The 17,811-nt window shown below is 69.1% G+C and carries 15 protein-coding genes and 1 pseudogene; 7 read left to right on the top strand and 9 right to left on the bottom strand.

Annotated elements, in window-relative coordinates:
- Positions 1 to 144: 144 nt before the first annotated feature.
- From ACZ4YY_RS21330 to ACZ4YY_RS21310, 5 genes are all read right to left on the bottom strand, one after another.
- Positions 145 to 1,194, bottom strand: a complete 1,050-nt coding sequence (locus ACZ4YY_RS21330; RefSeq protein ID WP_468292295.1) for an ABC transporter ATP-binding protein — start codon at positions 1,192 to 1,194, stop codon at positions 145 to 147.
- Positions 1,195 to 1,220: 26 nt separating this feature from the next.
- On the bottom strand, positions 1,221 to 2,258 hold the full coding sequence (locus ACZ4YY_RS21325; protein WP_468292292.1) for an ABC transporter ATP-binding protein: 1,038 nt from the start codon (positions 2,256 to 2,258) through the stop codon (positions 1,221 to 1,223).
- A gap of 52 nt (positions 2,259 to 2,310) precedes the next feature.
- A complete protein-coding gene (locus ACZ4YY_RS21320; RefSeq protein ID WP_468292289.1) occupies positions 2,311 to 3,291 on the bottom strand; it encodes an ABC transporter permease in 981 nt (326 codons plus the stop codon).
- A 125-nt stretch (positions 3,292 to 3,416) separates the two neighbouring features.
- The gene (locus ACZ4YY_RS21315; RefSeq protein ID WP_468292286.1) at positions 3,417 to 5,183 is read right to left on the bottom strand and encodes an ABC transporter substrate-binding protein; all 1,767 of its coding nucleotides are present in this window, start codon (positions 5,181 to 5,183) and stop codon (positions 3,417 to 3,419) included.
- Between the two features lie 82 nt (positions 5,184 to 5,265).
- Positions 5,266 to 6,255: an ABC transporter permease gene (locus tag ACZ4YY_RS21310; RefSeq protein ID WP_468292283.1), complete on the bottom strand. Its 990-nt coding sequence runs from the start codon at positions 6,253 to 6,255 to the stop codon at positions 5,266 to 5,268.
- Positions 6,256 to 6,835: 580 nt separating this feature from the next.
- On the opposite strand from ACZ4YY_RS21310, the gene ACZ4YY_RS21305 reads away from it, so the two are divergent.
- From ACZ4YY_RS21305 to ACZ4YY_RS21285, 5 genes are read left to right on the top strand one after another with little or no spacing between them, the layout of a single operon-like run.
- Positions 6,836 to 8,464 carry a peptide ABC transporter substrate-binding protein gene (locus tag ACZ4YY_RS21305; protein ID WP_468292280.1) on the top strand — a complete coding sequence of 543 codons (1,629 nt, stop codon included), beginning with the start codon at positions 6,836 to 6,838 and terminating at the stop codon, positions 8,462 to 8,464.
- A 6-nt stretch (positions 8,465 to 8,470) separates the two neighbouring features.
- Positions 8,471 to 9,394 (top strand): ABC transporter permease, encoded by a 924-nt coding sequence (locus tag ACZ4YY_RS21300; RefSeq protein ID WP_468292278.1) that lies wholly within the window; start codon positions 8,471 to 8,473, stop codon positions 9,392 to 9,394.
- The gene (locus ACZ4YY_RS21295; RefSeq protein WP_468292275.1) at positions 9,387 to 10,367 is read left to right on the top strand and encodes an ABC transporter permease; all 981 of its coding nucleotides are present in this window, start codon (positions 9,387 to 9,389) and stop codon (positions 10,365 to 10,367) included. Before ACZ4YY_RS21300 ends, ACZ4YY_RS21295 begins: the two co-directional genes overlap by 8 nt.
- 6 nt (positions 10,368 to 10,373) lie before the next feature.
- On the top strand, positions 10,374 to 11,357 hold the full coding sequence (locus ACZ4YY_RS21290; protein ID WP_468292272.1) for an ABC transporter ATP-binding protein: 984 nt from the start codon (positions 10,374 to 10,376) through the stop codon (positions 11,355 to 11,357).
- Positions 11,341 to 12,411 carry an ABC transporter ATP-binding protein gene (locus ACZ4YY_RS21285; protein ID WP_468292269.1) on the top strand — a complete coding sequence of 357 codons (1,071 nt, stop codon included), beginning with the start codon at positions 11,341 to 11,343 and terminating at the stop codon, positions 12,409 to 12,411. Before ACZ4YY_RS21290 ends, ACZ4YY_RS21285 begins: the two co-directional genes overlap by 17 nt.
- Positions 12,412 to 12,569: 158 nt before the next feature.
- Here the strand turns inward: ACZ4YY_RS21285 and ACZ4YY_RS21280 are convergent, their stop codons facing one another.
- Entirely contained in the window at positions 12,570 to 14,687 is a 2,118-nt protein-coding gene (locus tag ACZ4YY_RS21280) for a S9 family peptidase (protein ID WP_468292266.1), read from the bottom strand.
- A 175-nt stretch (positions 14,688 to 14,862) separates the two neighbouring features.
- Here ACZ4YY_RS21280 and ACZ4YY_RS21275 point away from each other — a divergent pair, with 175 nt between their 5' ends.
- Positions 14,863 to 15,057 carry a hypothetical protein gene (locus tag ACZ4YY_RS21275; RefSeq protein WP_468292263.1) on the top strand — a complete coding sequence of 65 codons (195 nt, stop codon included), beginning with the start codon at positions 14,863 to 14,865 and terminating at the stop codon, positions 15,055 to 15,057.
- Between the two features lie 225 nt (positions 15,058 to 15,282).
- On the opposite strand, the gene ACZ4YY_RS21270 is transcribed toward ACZ4YY_RS21275, so the two are convergent.
- From ACZ4YY_RS21270 to ACZ4YY_RS21260, 3 genes are all read right to left on the bottom strand, one after another.
- Entirely contained in the window at positions 15,283 to 15,492 is a 210-nt protein-coding gene (locus ACZ4YY_RS21270; protein WP_468292260.1) for a DUF397 domain-containing protein, read from the bottom strand.
- Positions 15,489 to 16,364 (bottom strand): helix-turn-helix domain-containing protein, encoded by an 876-nt coding sequence (locus ACZ4YY_RS21265; RefSeq protein WP_468292257.1) that lies wholly within the window; start codon positions 16,362 to 16,364, stop codon positions 15,489 to 15,491. The genes ACZ4YY_RS21270 and ACZ4YY_RS21265 overlap by 4 nt, the downstream gene beginning before the upstream one ends.
- Before the next feature lie 346 nt (positions 16,365 to 16,710).
- Entirely contained in the window at positions 16,711 to 16,965 is a 255-nt protein-coding gene (locus tag ACZ4YY_RS21260) for a hypothetical protein (protein WP_468292710.1), read from the bottom strand.
- On the opposite strand from ACZ4YY_RS21260, the pseudogene ACZ4YY_RS21255 reads away from it, so the two are divergent.
- Positions 16,939 to 17,690: pseudogene (locus ACZ4YY_RS21255) on the top strand (helix-turn-helix domain-containing protein). The gene ACZ4YY_RS21260 and the pseudogene ACZ4YY_RS21255 sit on opposite strands and share 27 nt — an antisense overlap.
- The last annotated feature ends 121 nt before the right edge of the window (positions 17,691 to 17,811 follow it).

Raw genomic sequence — 17,811 nt, 5'->3', positions numbered from 1 at the left:
GTCTGACCGCGAGCCGCACGACGGGTGAAGGCCCGCGCCGGGTGGGCGCGGGCCTTCGTTCCCCGGGACCGGACGTTCATGGGCTCGGGTCAATGGGCCGAGAAAGTCCGCTCCGAAAGGAGACGGCTGACGGAAAGGGGTGTGTCAGACCGCCGCCTCGGGGTCCTTGGCGAGACGCGGCGCCGGGACGGTGTCCGCGGTCTCGGGGTAGTGGCAGGCCGTGAGGTGCCCGGGCTTGTTGCCCTCGGCCTGGACCAGCGGCGGCGCCTCGCTCGCGCACTTGTCCGTCGCCTTCCAGCAGCGCGTCCGGAACCGGCAGCCGGAGGGCGGGTTGATCGGGGAGGGCACGTCGCCGGTCAGGCGGATGCGCTCACGGGCCGGGGCCTCCTCCTCCACGGTGGCCTCGGGCACGGCGGACAGCAGCGCCCGGGTGTAGGGGTGGCGCGGGTTGCCGTAGAGGTCCTCGCGGTCGGCTATCTCCACGATCTTGCCGAGGTACATGACGGCCACGCGGTGCGAGAAGTGCCGGACGACGGCCAGGTCGTGGGCGATGAAGACGAACGCGATGCCCAGGTCCCTCTGCACCTGCTGGAGCAGGTTGACGACCTGCGCCTGGATCGACACGTCGAGCGCGGAGACCGGCTCGTCGGCGACGATCAGCTTGGGCTCCAGGGCGAGCGCGCGGGCGACGCCGATGCGCTGGCGCTGGCCGCCGGAGAACTCGTGCGGGAAGCGGTTGTAGTGCTCGGGGTTGAGACCGACGATCTCGAGCAGTTCCCGCACCCGCTTCTCGCGTCCGCCGTCCGGGTTGATGTCGTTGATCTCCATCGGCCCGGAGATGATCTTGCCGACGGTCTGGCGCGGGTTCAGCGAGGCGTACGGGTCCTGGAAGATCATCTGGATCTCGGACCGGACGGGCGCCAGCTGCTTGCGGTTGGCGTGGGTGATGTCCTTGCCCTGGTACGTGATTGTCCCGCCGGTGGGCTCCAGCAGACGCGTGATCAGGCGTCCGGTGGTGGACTTGCCGCAGCCGGACTCGCCGACCAGGCCCAGGCTCTCGCCCTCGCCGACCTGGAAGTCGAGGCCGTCGACCGCCTGCACGGCGCCGACCGTGCGCCGGATCGGGAAGCCGCCCTTGATCGGGAAGTGCTTGGTGAGCCCGGAGACGTCCAGGAGGGGAGTGGTGCTGCTCATGGTGGTGAAATCCCGTCTCTTGTACGTCAGTTGGCCGCGCTGCCGGCGAGGTCGCCGAAGACCTCGCGGCGCTGGTCGGCGGTCAGGTGGCAGGCGCTGCCGCGTCCGTCCACGATCTCCAGGAGCGGACGCTCCGTGGAGCACAGGCCCCCCTCGACCTTCCCGGCGAAGGTGCACCGCGGGTGGAAGCGGCAGCCGGACGGCGGGTTCAGCAGCGACGGCGGCGAGCCCGGGATCGGGTTGAGCGGCACGTCCACCGGGTGGTCCAGGCTCGGCATCGAGCTCAGCAGACCCCAGGTGTAGGGGTGCTGCGGGTCGCGCAGCACCTCCTTCTTCGTGCCGCGCTCCACGCACCGGCCGCCGTACATCACCAGCACCTCGTCGGCGATGTCCGCGATCACACCCAGGTCGTGCGTGATGAAGATGATCGCCGTGCCGAACTCGCGCTGGAGGTCCTTGAGCAGGTCCATGATCTGGGCCTGCACCGTGACGTCCAGGGCCGTGGTCGGCTCGTCGGCGATCAGCAGCTCCGGGTCGCACACCAGCGCCATGGCGATCATCGCGCGCTGGCGCATACCGCCGGAGAACTGGTGCGGGTAGTCGTCCACCCGCACGTCCGGCTGCGGGATGCCGACGCGGGTCAGCATCTCGATCGCACGCGCCCGGGCGTCCTTCTTGGAGCAGCCCGTGTGCTTGCGGTACGTCTCCGCGATCTGCGCGCCCACCGTGTGGTACGGCGACAGGGAGGTCAGCGCGTCCTGGAAGATCATCGCCATCTTGTTGCCGCGCAGCTTCTCCAGGGTCTTCTCCGGAGCGCCGTTCAGCTCCTCGCCGTCGAGGACGATGGAGCCCTCGACGGCGGTGCTGTCCGGGTTGTGCAGGCCGAGGATGGTCAGGTTGGTGACCGACTTGCCGGATCCCGACTCACCCACGATGCCCAGCGTCTTGCCGCGTTCGAGGTCGAAGGAGAGACCGTCGACGGCCTTGACGACGCCGTCCTCGGTCGAGAAGTGCACCTTCAGGTCCTTGATGGACAGGAAGGGCTGCTGATCGGTGCTCGTCACGGGGACGCTCCAGAGGGGGTGATGCGGGGGTTGCTGGCAGGGGCGGGCGGGGTCAGGCGAGCCGGATACGCGGGTCGATCAGCGCGTAGCAGGCGTCCACGACGATGTTGGCGACCACCACGAAGGACGCGGTGAGGACCATGACACCGAGCAGCATCGGAAGGTCGTTGGTGTACACGGACTTCACGGCGAGCATGCCGATGCCCTGGATGCTGAAGGTCTTCTCGGTGATCATGGCGCCGCCGAGCAGCACGCCCAGGTCGATGCCGAAGATGGTGACGATCGGACCCATCGCGCCGCGCCAGGCGAAGCGGAAGAACACGGTACGGCGGGAGAGGCCCTTGGCGCGGGCCGTGCGGACGTAGTCCTCGTTGAGCGTCTCGACCATCTGGGAGCGCGTCATACGGGTGTAGTTCGCGGTGAAGATCAGCGCCAGCACCAGCCAGGGCAGCAGCAGTCCGCCGAACCAGGCGCCGGGGTTCTCGGAGAAGGGCGTGTACGACGGCTGGGACATGATGTTCCACTGGTACACGAAGAGGAACATGGCCAGCGTGCCGACGAAGTAGATCTGCATCGAGGACGCGACCAGCGAGGCACCGCTGGCGATCTTGTCGAGCGGCTTGCCCTGCTTCACGGCGGCGAGCATGCCGGCCCCGATGCCGAAGATCAGGAAGACCACGGCCGCGCCGAGCGCCAGCGAGAAGGTCGTGGGGAAGCGGTCCAGCACGGTGGCCATGACGGGCTCGCGGTTGATGAACGAGTAGCCCAGGCAGGGCGCGTCGCAGTTGCCGAAGCCCGGGTACTCACGGCCCAGGAAGATGCCGCCGAGCCAGTGCCAGTACTGCATCGGCACCGATTCGTCCATCCCCGTGTTGTGTCTGATGAGCGCGAGCGTCTCCGGGGTGCAGATCTTGCCGCACGCCATCCGGGCCGGGTCGCGCGGCACCGCGTAGAAGAGCATGAACGTGACCGCGCTGATGATCAGCAGCGTGATCACGGCGCCGAGGAACCGGCGGGCGAGGAAGCGAAGCATGGGGGTGGCTTTCCTGGGAGGGCCGTCGTACGGAGCGGGCCGGGCCGGGGTGACCGGAGGCCCGGTGGACGAGAGCCGAGGGATGGGGGGCGGCCGGTGGCCGCCCCCCACCGCTCAGGGATGGATCAGGCCTTGACGTACATCTTGTAGAGCATGCAACCGTCGAAGTTCGGGTCCATCTTCACGTTGCCGAGCTTGGAGCCGTGCATGTAGATGCGCTTCATGTACACGTCGGGGATGAAGGCACCCGTCTCCGTGACCTGCTTGTCCAGGGCGGCCCACATCTCGTTGGCCTTGTTCTGGTCGGGCTCGGCGGTGGCCGCCTTGATGGCCGCGTCGACCGCCGGGTCCTTCAGGTGCGAGTAGTTCTGTCCCTGGTCGACGACGTTCTTGCTGGCGAACAGCGGGTCGAAGACCGAGTAGCCGGTCGGCCAGTCGGAGGACCAGCCGCCCCAGTAGACGTCGAAGCCGTTATCCAGCTTGCCGACCTGGTCGTACCAGGTGGTGGAGTCGACACCCTTGGTGACGACCTCGAAGCCGGCCGCCTTGAGGGCGTTCTCGACGACGACCTTGATCTTCGCCTGGGTCTCGTCCTGCTGGTAGGCGTAGACGATCTTGGCGCCGGTCTTGCCGGCCTTCTCCAGGATCTTCTTCGCGGCCGCCGGGTCGCCCGCCGGGTTCTTCAGCTTGCCCCAGACGTCCTGCGACTTGTAGCCGGCGACGAGCGGGCTCATGATGCCGGTCGCGTAGTCACCGCGGTGGGTGCCGCCCATCAGCTGACGGATGGCGGCGGTCGGCCAGGCCTTGATCAGGGCCTCGCGGACGGACTTGTCGGTGACGCGGCTGGTGTTGATCCAGTAGACGCTCACACCGTTGCCGAGCGCCTCGAAGGTGCGGTCCTTGGCCTCGGTGGTGGCCTTCTGGATGCGCTCCTGCGGGATGGTGCGCCACGAGACGGCGTACTGGTCGTTGCCGGCGTCGGCGATCAGACGGTCGATCGCGGTGAGCTGCTCGATGCCGAAGGTGAAGTCGAACTCGTCCGGGTAGGCGTTGCGGATCGAGTCCGTGTTCGGGTCCCAGTGCTCGTTGCGGACCAGGACCATCGACTTGTCGGTGACGTGGCTCTTGATCTTGTACGGGCCGTTGGAGACCGGCTTCTTGTCGTAGTTCTGCTTGGTGTCCTTCTTCACCGGGGTCGGCGCGTAGGAGTGCATCGCGACGACGTAGTTGAAGTCGGGGCGCGCCTCGGACAGGCGGAAGGTGATGGTCTTGCCGCTGGTCTCGATCGACTTCAGGTGCTTGCCGGTGTACGGGCCCGGGTAGCTCTTGCGGTACTCGCTGCTGCCCACCAGCCACTGCTGGACGTAGTTGGCGCCCTCGGTGATGAAGTCGGCGAAGCCGCGCTCGAAGCCGTGGCGGACGTCGTCGACGGTGACCTCGGTGCCGTCCTCCCACTTGACGCCGTCCTTCAGGGTGAAGGACCAGGTCTTGCCGCCGTCCTTCATGGTGCCCGTGTCGGTGGCGAGGTCGCCGACCAGGGTCATGGAGCCGTCGTCGGCGACCTTGTAGCCGGTCAGGGTGCGGGAGATGACGACCGCCGCCAGCGAGTTCCAGGCGTAGTAGATGCGCTGCGGGTCGAGGTGCGAGAAGTCGTCGTCGTTGAGCAGGGAGACCTTGCCGCCCTTCTTGGCGCCGGGAACCTCCGGAGCCGGGCCCTTCGAGTCCTCCGCGGTGCCGATCTTGACCGTCGTGGCGTTGGCCTTGGCCGCTTCCTGCTTGCCACCGCCGCCGGTGTTGCTGGTGGAGTCACCGCTGCTGCACGCGGTGAGCACCGAGCCCGCCGCGGCGGCCACGCTGGTGGCTATCAGGAAGTTTCTACGCGAAAAGGACATCGCATCCTGCCTAGGGAAGTGAGTTGATGAGAGAGGTTCCGGCACCCCGGCGCCTTTGCCGTGGTCCTGAAAAGGGCCGGAGTCAGCGCTTGGTCTTCGGGTCGAGCGCGTCGCGTACCGAGTCACCGAGCAGGTTGAACGCCAGTACGAAGATCACCATGGCCAGGCCCGGGAAGAGCAGGAAGGTGATGTCGTCCTGGTAGAACTTGGCGGCGTACCCGATCATGGCGCCCCAGTCGGGGGTCGGGTCCTGAAGGCCGACGCCGAGGAAGGCGAGACCCGCCTCCGTGGTGACCATCAGCGGGAGGTTGAGGGTCGCCTGGATGAGGATCGGCGTCCACAGGTTGGGCAGCAGCTCCTTGAAGATGATGCGTGCCGGGGAGGCGCCGGTGACCTTGGCGGCCTCGACGAACTCCCGCTCGCGCAGGGCCAGGACCTGGCCGCGCAGCAGTCGGGCGATGGAGGCCCAGCCGAAGGCGGTGAGCAGGCCGATCATGCAGGTGACCGTGAGCCAGACGGGCGTGTTCTCGTCCGGGGCGACGAACAGCGCGATCACCACGGGCGTGAAGGCCACGAAGAAGAGCTGGGACGGGAAGGCCAGCAGGATGTCGATGACCCGGCCGATGAACCAGTCCGTCTTGCCGCCGACGTAGCCGGCGGTCACGCCGATCACGACGCCGATGATGACGACGAGGACGGTGATGCCGGTGGCGATCAGCAGCGAGTTGCGCATCGCGTACAGCAGGAAGGTGAAGACGTCGCGGCCGAGCTGTGGGTCGATGCCGAACCAGAACTCACCGCTCATGCCGCCGTTGGGCCCCACGGGGAAGCCGTTGTCGCCGAGCAGGCCGGGCGTGTTGATGCCGTAGGTGGTGTACGGGTCCTTGCCGTACAGCTTCGCGATCAGTGGCGCGCACAGCGCGACCACGAAGAAGAAGATCACGATGTACGCCGATGTGACACCCGTGCGGTCGCGCTTGAACCGGCGCCAGGCCAGCTGCCCGGGGGAGCGGCTCTCATTGACCTTCGGCGCGTCAGAAGTGGTCGACTTCTCGACGCTCTCGTCGGTCACCTCAAGCGGTGCAGCCGCTGATGGAGTTGGGGGGGTCATGGTGCTCCTGGCCCAAGGGAGGGTCTGATGACTCCGCAGGGCACTCCCCTACGGGCTACGCGGGACTTTTTCAACGCAATTCGTTCAAGGTCAATAAATTCTGGTCCGCCTTGGTCTTCTCTTTACCTTCTTTGCCTCTCCTTTACCGTTCCGTAGCTACGCGTGTAGCGCGCCGTAATCGTTCCGTGTCTGACATCGGGCCAATCGGGCAAAGCGGGCAACGCGTTCGTTATCCGGATACCTCGATGTCGAAATGCGTACATCGTGGGGTCAGAATTCAACAGTTCGGCATCGGATGCCGGTGATCCGTTGCGCCCCGCACCCAAGATCCATTGTGACCTGTGCGGAAGATCCTTTTCGACCCCCCACCAGGAAGTTGCAACCGCGAGGGATGTAACTCGTTCGCGTCCCTCCAACGGCCTCCGGGGGTGCGTGCTGAGGGTGCGTCATGCACCACTTGCCCCACTATGGACTGATAACGGATCAGTAAGCCGACGGGTCGGCACAACGCTCGGGTAAAGAACTGGCAAGAGGAGGATCCATGCGTGGAGCCACGCACGCCACGTGGGCCGCATGCGCGACGGCGGTCGCGCTCGTGGCGACGGCCTGCGGGGGCGAGGGCGGCAGCGCCGGCGACACCGGCGAGGTGCTCAGCTCCTCCTGGGGAGACCCGCAGAACCCGCTGGAACCGGCCAACACCAACGAGGTCCAGGGCGGCAAGGTCCTCGACATGATCTTCCGGAGCCTGAAGAGGTACGACCCTCGGACCGGCGAGGCCCAGGACATGCTCGCCGAGAAGATCGAGACCGCGGACTCGCGGACCTTCACCGTCACGGTCAAGGACGGCTGGACCTTCAGCAACGGCGAGAAGGTGACCGCCAGGTCCTTCGTCGACGCCTGGAACTACGGGGCGAGCCTGAAGAACAACCAGCGCAACGCCTACTTCTTCGAGTACATCGAGGGCTACGACAAGACCCACCCGGCCGACGGCACCGCCCAGAGCGCCGACACCCTCTCCGGCCTGAGGGTCGTGAACGAGCGGACCTTCACCGTCCGGCTGAAGCAGAAGTTCTCCACCTTCCCCGACACCCTCGGCTACCCCGCCTTCGCCCCGCTGCCCCGGGCCTTCTTCACCGACCACGCCGGCTGGCTGAAGAAGCCCGTCGGGAACGGGCCGTACGCGATCGAGTCCTACACCAGGGGCGCCCAGATGGAGCTGCGGACCTGGGCGCAGTACCCCGGTCCCGACAAGGCACGAAACGCCGGGGTGACCCTGAAGGTCTACACCGACAACAACACCGCCTACACCGACCTGATGGCCGGCAACCTCGACCTGGTCGACGACGTGCCCGCCGCGCAGCTGAAGAACGTCAGGAACGACCTGGGCGACCGCTACCTCAACACCCCCGCCGGCATCATCCAGACCCTCGCCTTCCCCTACTACGACAAGAACTGGAACAAGAGCGGCTCGGACAAGGTCCGCACCGGCCTGTCGCGGGCCATCGACCGCAAGCAGATCACCGAGACGATCTTCCAGAACACCCGCACCCCCGCCACCGACTGGACCTCCCCGGTCCTCGGCGCGGACGGCGGCAACAAGGCCGGCCTGTGCGGGGAGGCCTGCGTCTACGACCCCGCGGCGGCCCGCGCGCTCATCCGGGAGGGCGGAGGCCTCCCCGGCGGCCAGGTCAAGATCACGTACAACGCGGACACCGGCTCCCACAAACAGTGGGTCGACGCCGTCTGCAACTCCATCAACAAGGCCCTCGGCAACGAGAGGGCCTGCGTCGGCAACCCGGTCGGCACCTTCGCCGACTTCCGCAGCCAGATCACCGACCGGAAGATGAGAGGCCCCTTCCGCGCCGGCTGGCAGATGGACTACCCCCTCATCCAGAACTTCCTCCAGCCGCTCTACTACACCAACGCCTCCTCCAACGACGGCAAGTGGTCCGACCCGGAGTTCGACGAGCTCGTCGACCGGGCCAACGCCGAGACCGACGCCGCCCGGGCCGTCGAGACCTTCCAGCGGGCCGAGGCGGTCGTCCGCGACAACATGGCCGCGATCCCCCTGTGGTACCAGAACGGCAGTGCCGGCTACTCGCAGCGCCTGTCGAACGTCCGGCTCAACCCGTTCTCCGTCCCGGTCTACGACGAGATCAAGGTCAGCTGACCCGCCATGGGGCGGTATGTGATCCGGCGCCTGCTCCAGATGGTCCCGGTGTTCGCCGGCGCCACCCTGCTGATCTTCCTCATGGTCAACGTGATGGGCGACCCCGTCGCCGGGCTGTGCGGCGACCGGGAGTGCGATCCGGCCACCGCCGCCCGGCTGAGGGCGGAGTTCGGCCTCGACGAGCCGGTCTGGCAGCAGTACCTGACCTACATGGGGAACGTCTTCACCGGCGACTTCGGGACGGCGTTCAACGGCCAGCCGGTCACCGAGCTGATGTCGACGGCGTTCCCCGTCACCATCCGGCTGACCGTCGTGGCGGTCCTCTTCGAGATCGTCATCGGCGTCACGCTCGGTGTCGTCACCGGACTGCGCCGGGGCCGGCCCGTCGACACCGGCGTCCTCCTCGTCACCCTCGTCGTGATCTCCGTGCCCACCTTCGTCACCGGCCTGCTGCTCCAGCTGCTGCTAGGCGTCGAGTGGGGCTGGATCAAACCGTCGGTCTCCGCCGAGGCGGGCTTCGACGAACTGATCGTGCCGGGCCTGGTCCTCGCGTCGGTCTCCCTCGCCTACGTCACGCGTCTGACCCGCACCTCGATCGCGGAGAACAAGCGCTCCGACTACGTCCGCACCGCGATCGCGAAGGGACTGCCCCGCCACCGGGTCGTCACCCGGCACCTGCTGCGCAACTCCCTCATCCCCGTGGTCACCTTCATCGGCACCGACATCGGCGCCCTGATGGGCGGCGCCATCGTCACCGAGCGGATCTTCAACATCCACGGCGTGGGCTTCCAGCTCTACCAGGGGATCCTGCGCCAGAACACCCAGACCGTCGTCGGCTTCGTGACCGTACTCGTCCTGGTCTTCCTGGTGGCCAACCTGCTCGTCGACCTCCTGTACGCCGTACTCGACCCGAGGATCCGCTATGCCTGAGCAGCCCCGAGAACCCGAGGGCGCCGTCGCCTCGACCGGTATGGGCGGCGCCATGGACCTCGCCACGGCGGAGGGCGAGACCCTGGAGAAGGCGCCCGGCGGCCCCGACGCCACCGGACCGGCGGGCAAGCCACGCTCCCTGTGGTCCGACGCCTGGCGCGACCTGCGCCGCAACCCCGTCTTCATCGTCTCCGCCCTGGTCATCGTCTTCTTGGTCTTCGTCTCCCTGTGGCCCTCGGCGCTCGCCTCCGGCTCCCCCCTCATGTGCGATCTCGCCAAGGCCCAGGAGGGCTCCCAGCCGGGCGCCCCCTTCGGCTACGACGGCCAGGGCTGCAACGTGTACACGCGCACCGTCTACGGAGCCCGCACGTCCGTCACGGTCGGCGTGCTGGCCACGCTCGGGGTGGCGGTCCTCGGTTCGGTCCTCGGCGGCCTCGCCGGCTTCTACGGCGGCACGGGGGACGCGATCCTGTCCCGGATCACCGACGTCTTCTTCGCGATCCCGGTCGTCCTCGGCGGCCTGGTCCTCCTCTCCGTGGTGACCGGCAACTCGGTCTGGCCGGTCATCGGCTTCATGGTGCTGCTCGGCTGGCCGCAGATCTCCCGCATCGCGCGCGGCTCCGTCATCACCGCCAGACAGAACGACTACGTCCAGGCCGCCCGCGCCCTGGGCGCCTCCCACACCCGCATGCTGCTGCGGCACATCGCACCCAACGCCGTCGCCCCGGTGATCGTCGTGGCGACCATCGCGCTGGGCACGTACATCGCGCTGGAGGCGACCCTGTCCTACCTCGGCGTCGGCCTGAAGCCGCCGACGGTCTCCTGGGGCATCGACATCTCCGCCGCCTCCCCGTACATCCGCAACGCCCCGCACGCCCTGCTGTGGCCCTCCGGCGCGCTCGCGGTCACCGTCCTGGCGTTCATCATGCTCGGCGACGCGGTCCGCGACGCCCTGGACCCGAAGCTGAGGTGACGGACCGTGCTGCTGGAAGTGCGCGATCTGAGGGTGGAGTTCCGTACCCGGGACGGCGTCGCCAAGGCCGTCAACGGGGTGACGTACGGGGTGGACGCGGGGGAGACGCTCGCCGTGCTCGGGGAGTCCGGCTCCGGCAAGTCCGTCACCGCCCAGGCGATCATGGGCATCCTCGACATGCCGCCCGGCCGGATCACCGCCGGGGAGATCCTCTTCCAGGGCCGGGACCTGTTGAAGCTCGGCGAGGAGGAGCGGCGGAGGGTCCGCGGCGCGCGGATGGCGATGATCTTCCAGGACGCGCTGTCCTCCCTCAACCCGGTGCTCTCCGTGGGCGACCAGCTCGCCGAGATGTTCGTCGTCCACCGGGGCATGTCGAAGAAGGACGCGCGGGCCAGGGCGGTCGAGCTGATGGACCGGGTGCGCATCCCGGCCGCGAAGGAGCGCGTCGGGCAGTACCCGCACCAGTTCTCCGGCGGCATGCGCCAGCGCGTCATGATCGCGATGGCGCTGGCCCTCGAACCGGCGCTGATCATCGCCGACGAGCCCACCACCGCCCTCGACGTCACCGTCCAGGCCCAGGTCATGGACCTGCTCGCCGAGTTGCGCCGCGAGTACCGCATGGGCCTGATCCTCATCACCCACGACCTCGGCGTGGTCGCCGACGTCGCCGACCGCATCGCCGTGATGTACGCCGGCCGGATCGTGGAGTCGGCCCCCGTCCACGACCTCTACAAGGCCCCAGCCCACCCGTACACCCGCGGCCTGCTGGACTCCGTCCCGCGCCTGGACCACAAGGGGCGGCAGCTCTACGCCATCCGGGGACTGCCGCCCCACCTCATGGACATCCCGTCCGGCTGCCCCTTCCATCCGCGCTGCCCGACGGTCCGGAACGTGTGCCGCACGGACGTACCGCCCCTGTACGTGGTGGACGAGGACCGGGGCAGCGCCTGCCACGCCTGGAGGGAGTGCCTGAATGGCCACGACCGCTGAGCCGATCCTGGAAGTCGACGGCCTCGTCAAGCACTACCCGCTCACCCGGGGCATCCTCTTCCGCAAACAGGTCGGCGCGGTCCGGGCCGTCGACGGCGTCGACTTCACGCTCCGCCGCGGCGAGACCCTGGGCATCGTCGGGGAGTCGGGCTGCGGCAAGTCCACGGTCGCCAGGATGCTGGTCCACCTGGAGCGGCCGACGGCCGGCCGGATCCGCTACAAGGGCGAGGACATCACCCGGCTGTCGGGCCGGGCCCTGAGGGCCGTCCGCCGCAACATCCAGATGGTCTTCCAGGACCCGTACACCTCCCTCAACCCGCGGATGACCGTGGGCGACATCGTCGGGGAGCCGTACGAGATCCACCCCGAGGCGGCGCCCAAGGGCGACCGGCGCAGGAGGGTCCGGGAACTGCTGGACGTCGTCGGCCTCAACCCGGAGTTCGTCAACCGTTATCCGCACCAGTTCTCCGGCGGCCAGCGCCAGCGCATCGGCATCGCCCGCGGCCTCGCCCTGCGCCCCGAGGTGATCGTCGCCGACGAGCCGGTGTCCGCCCTGGACGTCTCCGTGCAGGCCCAGGTGATCAACCTCCTGGACCGCCTCCAGAGCGAGTTCGACCTCTCCTACCTCTTCATCGCGCACGACCTGTCGATCGTGCGGCACATCTCGGACCGGGTCGCGGTGATGTACCTCGGACGGATCGTGGAGACCGGCACCGACACCGAGATCTACGACCACCCGACGCACCCCTACACCCAGGCCCTGCTGTCCGCGGTCCCCGTCCCCGACCCCGAGGCCCGCGAACACCGCGAGCGGATCATCCTCGTCGGCGACGTGCCCTCCCCGACCGGCGTCCCCTCCGGCTGCCGCTTCCGCACCCGCTGCTGGAAGGTTCGCGACCGCTGCGCCGTGGAGGTCCCGGCCCTCGCGGTCCCCGCGGAGTTCCGCCGCACGGCCGGCCCGGCGGCGCACGACTCGGCCTGCCACTTCGCGGAGGAGAAACACGTCGTGCCGCCCGAGGCGACCCGGGAGGATCGTGTGGACGGCATCGCATAACAGCACATTTGTACGGCAACCGCGTTAACACGCAGGCAACTTGGCGGACCCGATTCCGATATACGGACGCGTCAGGCTGAACAGCGTACGGCCGTGCGGGTGCCGTAAACGGGCCGGGGCGCGCCATGTCGCCCCGGCCCGTTGCCCCCTCCTGCGGCTCAGCCCAGTCCCAGGGCCCGTCTGAGGAAGTCCACCTGGAGCAGCAGCAGGTTCTCCGCGACCTGTTCCTGCGGGGTCATGTGGGTGACGCCGGACAGCGGCAGCACCTCGTGCGGGCGCCCGGCGGACAGCAGGGCCGAGGACAGGCGCAGGGCGTGCGCGACCACCACGTTGTCGTCGGCCAGGCCGTGCACCACCATCAGCGGCCGGTGCGGCTCGGCGGGGGAGGAGAGGCCCTCGTCGGTGACGAGCGAGTTGCGTGCGTAGGTTTCCGCAGCCGTGTTCGGGTCGCCGAGGTAGCGCTCGGTGTAGTGGGTGTCGTAGAGCCGCCAGTCGGTCACCGGGGCGCCGGCGATCCCCGCGTGGAAGACGTCCGGGCGGCGCAGCACCGCGAGGGCCGCCAGGTAGCCGCCGAAGGACCAGCCGCGGATCGCCACCCGGGACAGGTCCAGCGGGTGGGTGCGCGCGAGGTCCCGGAGCGCGTCGACCTGGTCGTCCAGGGCGACAGTGAAGTCCTGGTGGATCGCCTTCTCCCAGGCGGGGGAGCGGCCCGGCGTGCCCCGGCCGTCCGCGACGACCACCGCGAAGCCCTGGTCGGCGAACCACTGCGAGGTCAGGTGGGCGTTGTGCGCGGCGAGCACCCGGGGCCCGTGCGGACCGCCGTAGGGGTCGAGGAGGACCGGGAGCGGGGCGTCCCCGGGGTAGTCCGATGGCATAAGCAGGGCGCACGGGATTCGCCGTGCGCCCCCCTGGGTGAGCAGCAGTCGAGGGGACAGACCGGGGTCTTCCGCGTACGACCGGACAACCGCCGTCTGTCTCCCCTCCCGTAGCACCCGCACCCGGCTCCCCGGCCGGTCCGGCACCGCCGACACCAGCACGGTCACGCCCCCGGCGCGCACCGCGGAATGCACTCCCGGTTCCTCCGAAAGGCGCTCGACGCCCAGTTCGCTGACGCGGTACACATGCACCTCGCCGGTCTCCGGCCGCTCCGCCTCCCGTCCGGCCGACGCCGCGACCAGCACGTCATCGGAGGTGACGTCCAGCACCGCCCGCACGTGCAACTGCGCTCCCGTCAGCGGACGGTCGCCCACCGCCAGGACCCGGGAGCCGCCCTCGTCGGCGATCCGCACCAGCCGCCCGGCGGGGCTCCAGCACGGCACCCCAGGGAAAAGATCCAGCCAAATCAGATCTTCGTCCGCGTGCACCATCCGGGTCGCCCCGGAGTCGGTGTCCACCGCCAGGAACAGCTGACTTCGCTGGTCGCGCGCCTGTACGAGCAACAGCGGCGCACCCGCCGCTGACCAGTGCACTCGCGCCAGATACGGATAGCGTTTCCGGTCCCAGACGACCTCCGTGCGCACCCCGTCCAGGCCGAACACGAACAGCCTCACGTCCGCGTTGGCCGTCCCGGCAGCTGGATACGGCACGTGTTGTGGGTCACGTTTCGGCTGGGCCGGATCCGAGATCCACCACCGCTCCACCGGCGTGTCGTCCACTCGCGCCACCAGCAGCCGGTCCGACTCCGGAGCCCACCAGAACCCCCGCGAGCGCCCCATCTCCTCGGCCGCGATGAACTCGGCCAATCCATAGGAAACCGACTCCGACTCCGGCTCCACCAGCGCCCGGTCGTGCTCCCCCTCGGCACCCACCACCCGCAGCGCGCCCTGCGCGACGTACGCCACGAGCCGCCCGTCGGGCGAGGGGCGGGGGTCGATCACCGGCCCGGGGACGGGCAGCTCACGGGCCGTACCGGCCCTCAGCTCCGCCGTGAAAAGCCGCCCTGACAGGGCGAAAGACGCCAGCTCGACCGCCTCGTCGGTGGCGTAGGAGACGATGCCGGCCCCGTCCTCGCGGCTGCGTTCCCGGCGCGCCCGTTCCTCGGGCGAGAGGTCTTCCACGGCCCCGCCCAGCAGGGCGCGCGGGTCGGCGGCGGGGCGCTCCGTGCCGTCCGCCGGATCGAGCACCCACAGGGCGTTCGCCCGGTCCGTACCGGAGGACGAGCGCAGGAACACGACACGGGAGCCGTCGGGTGCCACCGTGAACGAACGCGGCGCGCCGAGCGTGAACCGCTGGGTACGGGCGTGCCTGCGGGGGAAGGAGTCGGACTCGGTCGTCATCCCCCGACCATATTGGCCATGCGCCCCCTTGTGCGGCTGTGCGCCGAGAGATGCGCACGCACTCATAGTTATGATCACTAGCGCTGAGTGGGTATGAACCTGCTGGCAGTTGTATGGATGTACAAGTTCCCTCGCTCTGTCCCCCACGTACCCGGGTTCTTGGAGGTGAGCCGCCGTGGCACTCTCGATTTCGGCGGTGGTGCTGCTGGCGATCATCGTCTTCTTGCTGATCAAGAAGTCAGGGCTGAAGGGTGGTCACGCGGTCATCTGCATCCTGCTCGGCTTCTACCTCGCCTCCTCGACGGTGGCGCCCACGATCAGCGATCTGACGACGAGCGTGGCGAGCATGATCGGCAGTATCAAGTTCTGACGCGTGTCACGCTGCGGGCTCCGGTGGGCGGTCGACCGGAGCCCGCGCCTTCGCCGTCATCTGTCGCGTCTTCCCCGCATCCGGATCCGTAAGCCTCACGGATCCGGGACGAGTGCGGTGCCGGCGCGGGGGCGCGTGAACGGACACGGCGCTGACGACCGGCCGCGGAAGCCGGCGGCCGGTCCGGCGAGGCTGTGGGCGTGGGCGGCGAGGTCGAGTGGATCGTCAGCCTTCGGACGCGTACGACACGAAGTCAGCCCAGGCCACCGGCGAGAGCTGGAGGCGGGGACCGGCGGTGTGCTTGGAGTCGCGGACGTGGATGGCGTCCGGGGCGGTGGCGATCTCGAGGCACGAGTCGCCTTCGTTGCCGTCGCTGTAGCTGCTCTTGAACCACGCCAGTTCGGAGGCGTCCCCGAGGGATGCCTTGCAGTTCATGTGTCTCCCAGTAGGTGCTCGATGAAGGCCAGTGACTCCCGAGGCGGGAGAGCCTGCGCCCGGATGGTGCCATACCGCAGGTCGAGAAGGCGGAGCTGCCTCGGATCGGACGTCGGCCGCCCGTTGAATGCCCCCTCGGCCCGCCCCACCGCTGAACCGTCCTCGAACTTCAGCAACTCGATCTTGCCGTCCAGGCCCGGGTGGACCTCACAGTGCGTCGGCATCACCTGGAGCGTCACGTGGCGCAACCGCGCCACCTCCATCAGGTGTTCGAGCTGCTCTCGCCAGACCATTGTGCCGCCCAGCGGCCGCCGCAGCGGCGCCTCTTCCAGGACGAAGCTGAGGGAGGGTGCGGGCACTCTCTCAAAGATCGACTGCCGGGCCATGCGGGCAGCCACCATCCGATCCACCTCGTCTTCGGAGTAAGGAGGTTGGCGTGATTCGAAGGCGACTCTGGCGTGTGCCGCGGTCTGCAGCAGCCCGCTGATGCTGTGGCACACGTACACCCCGAGCTCGACCGCTCTGGCCTCCATCTGGGCAAGGTCCCGCACCTTCTTCGGGTACCGGACCTTCTCCACGTCCTCCTTCATCGCGGACAGCAGCCCACCCGCCCCCAACACCTCGTCCGCCCTGTCCAGGAACTCCGGCCGGGGGATCCGCTTTCCGCTCTCGATCTTGTAGATCATGTCCTCGCCGTACCCGACGGCCTCCGCGAACTGGCCCGCCCGCATCCCCACCGCCTCTCGCCGCAGCTTCAACTGCCGCCCCACCGTGGTGACGACCGCGACGCCCCACTCATCGTCCGGGTCGACCTCCCAACCCGGCTCGTCCGTACCGCCGTTGAGCCGCCCCGTGTCACTGTCCACGCTCACTCCGCGCCCTCCCGTCGTGCGACTTGGCAACGACGCCCTACCCGTACAGGCCGCTCCCGTGGCCCGGACAGCACTGGACAATGCACCGGGTCGTCACCATGCGTGATCGCGTCGTCACTTTCACGGTAGGCGGGAGTCGCCACCTCGCGTGAGGTGATCCGGGAAGCCGTGCCCCCACCGGCACTCGCCCACCCGTGCTCCGGTGGGAGGGGCGCTCTTTCCAAAGGGAATCCGACGGTGAAAGAACCTCACCAAGCCCCACCCCTCCCGCCCGGGACGGGCCTTCACCCGCGCGAGTGAACATCGCCAACCGGGCTGGAATCGGGCGACGTTGCCTGCCCTACTCTCAGCGCAACGACACCACACACCCGCAGAAATGCGACGGCCCCCGCCGGGACGGCAATCCCAGGGCGAGGGCCTGACCACCGAGGAAGAAAGCCCCTTCCTGATGGATACGCAGAACCCTAGCGTGCACGCGCACGCCCGGTCCCGCCCTGCCGCCGACAAGCACCCGAACCGGCGGCACTTCGGCGGTCTCGTTCACGACAACGCCCGTCACACCACCCGCTTCACCGTGATCGGCAACCACCTCGCCCAGCACCGGGAGCTGTCCCTCCTGGCGATCGGCCTGGGCGTGCACATCCAGTCGCTGCCCAAGGGCGCCCCGTCGACATCAAGACCCTCGCCGCCCGATTCCCCGAGGGTGCGACACGTATCGCCGCCGCCCTGCGCGAACTGGAGACCCACGGCTACCTCCGCCGCGAGCGCGAACGCGTCCCGGGCGGCCGCATCATCACCCGCACGGTTTCCTGCAACCAGCCCGGCCATCACCGCCCTGCGGCCGTGGAGGCCACCGCGCACACCCCCGAGGCCCCGGCCAGGCCGAAGCCGCGCGCACCCCGCAAGCCCCTGCCCGCCGTCCCGCGCCCGTCGCACCTCTACTCCAAGCTCCTCCAGGCCGCCACCGACCTCCTCGCCGACCTGCGCCGCCACGACCCCCGCCTCCTCCTCTCCGCCTGCGACGTCACGCATCTCGCCCCCGGCGTCGCCGCCTGGCTGGAGCGCGACGTCAGCCCCGCCGCCGTGCGCCGAGCCCTCACCGCCGACCTCCCGCCCGAAGGACTTCGCCGTCCCGCCGCCCTCCTGGCCCACCGCCTCACCGCCCTGCTGCCACCCGCGGCCCCGTTCCGTGCCGCGCCCGCCGCCCCGCCGCCGGCCGTCCGGCACCCGCTGCGGAACTGCGACGGCTGCGACCGAGGCTTCCGGGGGCCGGAACCGGGACGCTGCCGCGACTGCCGGGCACGGTCGGCCGCGGCGGCCGTCTGAAGACCGCACCGAACGACGAAACCGCCTCGTGGACTCCCGCATCCGCCGACGTCGCCGTCGCGACGAGTGGGCCTCGGCCGGGTGGGCGCCGGGCAGCAGGGGGCGCCTCGTAGGGTTGACC

The sequence above is a fragment of the Streptomyces sp. NPDC030143 genome, from assembly GCF_055573695.1.
This window is presented reverse-complemented; position numbering and strand designations above follow the sequence as displayed.

Excerpts from the sequence above, each read along its gene's own strand:
- ACZ4YY_RS21285 (WP_468292269.1), top strand. The coding sequence starts at position 11,341 with ATGGCCACGACCGCTGAGCCGATCCTGGAAGTCGACGGCCTCGTCAAG.
- ACZ4YY_RS21270 (WP_468292260.1), bottom strand. The coding sequence starts at position 15,492 with ATGAACTGCAAGGCATCCCTCGGGGACGCCTCCGAACTGGCGTGGTTC.
- ACZ4YY_RS21300 (WP_468292278.1), top strand. The coding sequence starts at position 8,471 with ATGGGGCGGTATGTGATCCGGCGCCTGCTCCAGATGGTCCCGGTGTTC.
- ACZ4YY_RS21295 (WP_468292275.1), top strand. The coding sequence starts at position 9,387 with ATGCCTGAGCAGCCCCGAGAACCCGAGGGCGCCGTCGCCTCGACCGGT.
- ACZ4YY_RS21315 (WP_468292286.1), bottom strand. The coding sequence starts at position 5,183 with ATGTCCTTTTCGCGTAGAAACTTCCTGATAGCCACCAGCGTGGCCGCC.
- ACZ4YY_RS21280 (WP_468292266.1), bottom strand. The coding sequence starts at position 14,687 with ATGACGACCGAGTCCGACTCCTTCCCCCGCAGGCACGCCCGTACCCAG.
- ACZ4YY_RS21320 (WP_468292289.1), bottom strand. The coding sequence starts at position 3,291 with ATGCTTCGCTTCCTCGCCCGCCGGTTCCTCGGCGCCGTGATCACGCTG.
- ACZ4YY_RS21305 (WP_468292280.1), top strand. The coding sequence starts at position 6,836 with ATGCGTGGAGCCACGCACGCCACGTGGGCCGCATGCGCGACGGCGGTC.
- ACZ4YY_RS21330 (WP_468292295.1), bottom strand. The coding sequence starts at position 1,194 with ATGAGCAGCACCACTCCCCTCCTGGACGTCTCCGGGCTCACCAAGCAC.